This window comes from Pseudomonas meliae (genome assembly GCF_001400515.1).
GTDB lineage: Bacteria > Pseudomonadota > Gammaproteobacteria > Pseudomonadales > Pseudomonadaceae > Aquipseudomonas > Aquipseudomonas amygdali.
On sequence record NZ_LJQT01000140.1, the window covers coordinates 1 to 4,296 of the forward strand.

Consider the following 4,296-nt stretch of genomic DNA (forward strand, 5'->3'; position numbering starts at 1 on the left):
ATTTTGTCTACACCCTCCTATGCCGCGCATGCAATAAACGGCGAAATCGCGCAGGCGTCAGCGGTGTTCATTTCGCATTTGATTCTGCACCTCGGTCTGGCACCTCGGGTGACGTCGGTTGAGGCGCTGAACGGACGCAGACGACTGACAATTACTGTCTATGCTTATTCCAAAAAGCACGTTTTAAAAAATTTTATACACGCTTAGGGTATATATACCGGACCACCGGACATCGTGATGTTTTCCAGCCGCACTTGATGCGGTCTACTGCTACGAGGTTCCGATGGTCCCTTTCACAACTACCCCTGTGGATAAACCCAGGGCTGTACCTACTGACGGTGAGCGACGCGAGTCTGATCCGGCGGCGGTAGCAGCCCACCACGTCGAGGCTTCACAAGAGCCTGACGTCGCTCCCCGACTGCTTGCGGCCAAGGTGTTGCAAAACGACGCCGAGGCCATTGCAGCCGCTCATGAACTGGCAGCGGCAGCCAGGATCAATGCTGCAAACCGCGACCGGCAACGCGCTTTGCCGTGGGCTGAAATCGAACAATTCACCCGCAGCGGACTGGGCAGCATATCCATCCCGCGCGCGTACGGCGGGCCGCAAGTATCGTTCGTCACGGTGGCCGAGGTGTTCAGGATCATTTCTGCTGCCGACCCCGCATTGGGACAAATTCCACAAAACCAGTTCGGCATTCTGCACCTGCTGCAGGGCAGCGCCACCGAACAGCAGAAAAAAACACTGTTCCAGAGCGTCCTGGACGGCTGGCGCATTGGCAACGCCGGGCCGGAACGCGGCACCAAAAACACGCTGGAACTCAAGGCACGGATCACCGCCAATGGCGACCGCCTGACCATCACCGGACAAAAGTTCTATTCCACCGGCGCGCTGTTTGCACATTGGGTCGCAGTCAAGGCGCTGGATGATCAGGGCCGACAGATCATGGCCTTCGTCAAACGTGGCACACCGGGCCTGCGCATCGTCGATGACTGGTCGGGCTTTGGCCAGCGCACCACCGCAAGCGGCACCGTGCTGCTCGACAACGTTGCGGTCGACGCCGGGCAGGTGGTCGACAACTGGCGTCTGGCCCTGACGCCCAATATTCAGGGCGCGGTATCGCAGTTGATCCAGGCTGCGATAGACGCGGGCATTGCTCGCGGTGCAATTGATGATGCGATTGCGTTCGTTCGCGAGAAATCCCGTCCGTGGATCGACGCCAACGTCGAGCGTGCCAGCGACGATCTCTACGTGATTGCCGACATCGGCAAGCTGAAACTTGAGCTGCACGCCGCCGAAGCCTTACTGCGCAAGGCGGGTCAGGAACTCGACGAAATCAACGCTGCGCCCATAGACGAGCACTCGGCAGCGCGCGCTTCCATTGCCGTGGCGCGTGCCAAGGTAATGACCACCGAAATCTCCTTGTTGGCCAGCGAAAAGCTGTTCGAACTGGCGGGCAGCCGCGCGACCCTGGCCGAGTTCAATCTCGACCGCCACTGGCGTAACGCACGCGTCCATACCCTCCACGACCCGGTGCGCTGGAAATACCACGCAGTCGGCACCTGGCATTTGAACGGCACCCTGCCTGCTCGCCATTCCTGGATCTGAACCAGACCACTGGAGAACACCTTTGATGAGTTCCAACCTTCAGGCGCGCGACAACGCAGCGCTGATTACCAGTGACGCTCAGGCCCTGCAAACAGCCCGCGAACTGGCCCTGCACTTCAAGACCGACAGCGCACAACGCGACCGCGAGCGTCGTTTGCCTCATGCCGAACTCGACCTGTTCAGTCAGTCCGGTCTGTGGGGCATCAGTGTCCCGAAGGCCTTTGGCGGCGCGGGTGTTTCAAACGTTACACTGGCCAAGGTGATACAGCTGATTTCCGAAGCCGATGGCTCGCTGGGCCAGATTCCGCAAAACCATTTCTATGCCCTCGAAGTGTTGCGCGTGAACGGCAACCCGCAGCAACAGGCGCAACTGTATGCCGAGGCGCTGGCTGGCGTGCGGTTCGGCAACGCGCTGGCCGAACTGGGAACCAAAACGGCACATGACCGCACCACTCGCCTGACCCGTGACGGCGACGGTTATCGCATCAATGGCCGCAAGTTCTACGCAACCGGCGCGCTGTACGCGCAACGTATTCCCACCTCGGTGATCGACGACGAAGGCGTGCAGCAACTGGTTTTCGTCGCGCATGACAGCGAGGGCCTGACCGTCATCGACGACTGGAGCGGTTTCGGGCAGCGCACCACGGGCAGCGGCTCGGTGCTGTTCGACAACGTGTACGTCCGCGCCAACGACGTCGTGCCGTTCCAGAGCGCTTTCCAGCGCCCCACTACGGTCGGGCCGCTTGCGCAGATTCTTCATGCGGCGATCGACACCGGCATCGCCCGCGCAGCCTTTGAGGACGCCCTGACCTTCGTGCAGACGCGCACCCGGCCGTGGATCGACTCGGGTATCGAAAAGGCCGTGGACGACCCACTGACGCTGCACAGCTTCGGCAAGCTGGGTATTCGCCTGCACGCCGCCGAAGCACTGCTCGAGCGCGCCGGGGAGTTTCTCGACGTTGCCCAGGCAGACAGCAATGCCGAAACCGTGGCCGCCGCCTCGATAGCCGTTGCCGAAGCCCGCGCCATCAGCACGGAGATTTCCCTGGCGGCCGGCAGCACGTTGTTCGAACTGGCAGGCAGCCAGTCAACGCTGGCTGAACACGGCCTGGATCGTCACTGGCGCAATGCGCGCGTTCATACGCTGCACGACCCGGTGCGCTGGAAGTTTCACGCCATCGGCAATTACTACCTCAACGACACCAACCCTCCGTTGCGGGGGACGATCTGATGGCGCGTAAAAAGATCCTCCTCAACGCGTTCAACATGAACTGCATCGGCCATATCAATCATGGTCTGTGGACGCATCCGCGTGATACCTCAACGCAATTCAACAGCCTGGAATACTGGACCGAGCTGGCGAAACTGCTGGAACGTGGTCTGTTTGACGGTTTGTTCATCGCCGACATCGTGGGCGTGTACGACGTCTATCAAAACTCGGTGGACGTCACCCTCAAGGAAGCCATCCAGTTACCGGTCAACGACCCGCTGCTGCTGGTTTCGGCAATGGCTGGCGTGACCAGACACCTGGGCTTTGGCCTGACGGCCAACCTGACCTACGACGCGCCCTATCTGTTCGCCAGGCGCATGTCGACACTCGATCATCTGAGCCGTGGCCGGGTGGGCTGGAACATCGTGACCGGCTACCTCGACAGCGCGGCGCGCGCCATGGGTCTCACCGAGCAGAACGAGCACGACCGCCGTTACGATCAGGCCGATGAATACCTGGAGGTGCTCTACAAGCTCTGGGAAGGCAGCTGGGAAGACGATGCCGTCATCAATGACCGCGAGCAGCGCGTCTATGCCCAGCCGGGCAAGGTGCACAAAGTACGGCACCAGGGCGAGTTCTATCAGGTCGAGGGCTACCACCTGTGCGAGCCGTCACCGCAACGCACGCCAGTGCTGTTTCAGGCCGGCAGTTCGGAGCGCGGCCTGCAATTTGCCGGGCAGAACGCAGAATGCGTGTTCATCAGCGGCCAGAACAAAACCGCGACCCGCGAGCAGGTAGACAAGGTGCGCGCCAGCGCAGTGAAGGCCGGGCGCAACCCGGAGGACATCAAGGTGTTCATGGGCCTTAACGTCATTGTCGCCGCGACCGAGGCGCTGGCTCGGGAGAAACACGCCGAGTACCGCCACCATGCCAGCGCCGAAGCTGGCGTGGCGCACTTTGCGGCGTCGACCGGTATCGATTTTGCCGAATACGAACTGGACGAACCCATTCAATACGTGAAGAGCAACGCCATTCAGTCCGCGACCAGAAACCTGAAAAACAACGACTGGACCCGCCAGAAACTACTCGATCAGCACGCGCTGGGCGGCCGTTATATCACCCTGGTCGGCTCGCCTGAACAGGTCGCTGATGAGCTGGAATCGTGGATTGCAGAAACCGGCCTGGACGGTTTCAACCTGACCCGCATCGTCACGCCAGAGAGCTACGAGGACTTCATCGATCTGGTGATCCCGGAGCTGCAACGCCGCGGGTCCTACAAGACCGATTACGAAGACGGCAGCCTGCGCAAAAAACTGTTTCCGGAAGGTACGGATCGATTGCCGAAACGGCACGCGGGAGCGGCGCACCGGCGTATTTGATTATCAAACGGACGCAGAGCGTCCAGAACGGCATTACCACGCAGAATGCTCGGCGTTATACATAAGTCTGCTCTTGATTCTGGCCGAAGGCCGTGGGAGCG

At 60.6% G+C, this 4,296-nt stretch carries 4 protein-coding genes; all 4 read left to right on the plus strand.

Annotated features, from left to right (window positions below; genetic code table 11):
* Positions 1–207, plus strand: a 207-nt coding sequence (locus ALO64_RS25900; RefSeq protein WP_217996267.1) for a hypothetical protein, incomplete at its 5' end; no start/stop codon positions are given.
* Positions 208–433: 226 nt separating this feature from the next.
* Entirely contained in the window at positions 434–1,606 is a 1,173-nt protein-coding gene (locus ALO64_RS06215; RefSeq protein WP_234710448.1) for an SfnB family sulfur acquisition oxidoreductase, read from the plus strand.
* Between the two features lie 25 nt (positions 1,607–1,631).
* A complete protein-coding gene (locus ALO64_RS06220; protein WP_005743150.1) occupies positions 1,632–2,837 on the plus strand; it encodes an SfnB family sulfur acquisition oxidoreductase in 1,206 nt (401 codons plus the stop codon).
* The gene (locus ALO64_RS06225; RefSeq protein WP_044345048.1) at positions 2,837–4,195 is read left to right on the plus strand and encodes an LLM class flavin-dependent oxidoreductase; all 1,359 of its coding nucleotides are present in this window, start codon (positions 2,837–2,839) and stop codon (positions 4,193–4,195) included. Before ALO64_RS06220 ends, ALO64_RS06225 begins: the two co-directional genes overlap by 1 nt.
* Positions 4,196–4,296 lie beyond the last annotated feature (101 nt).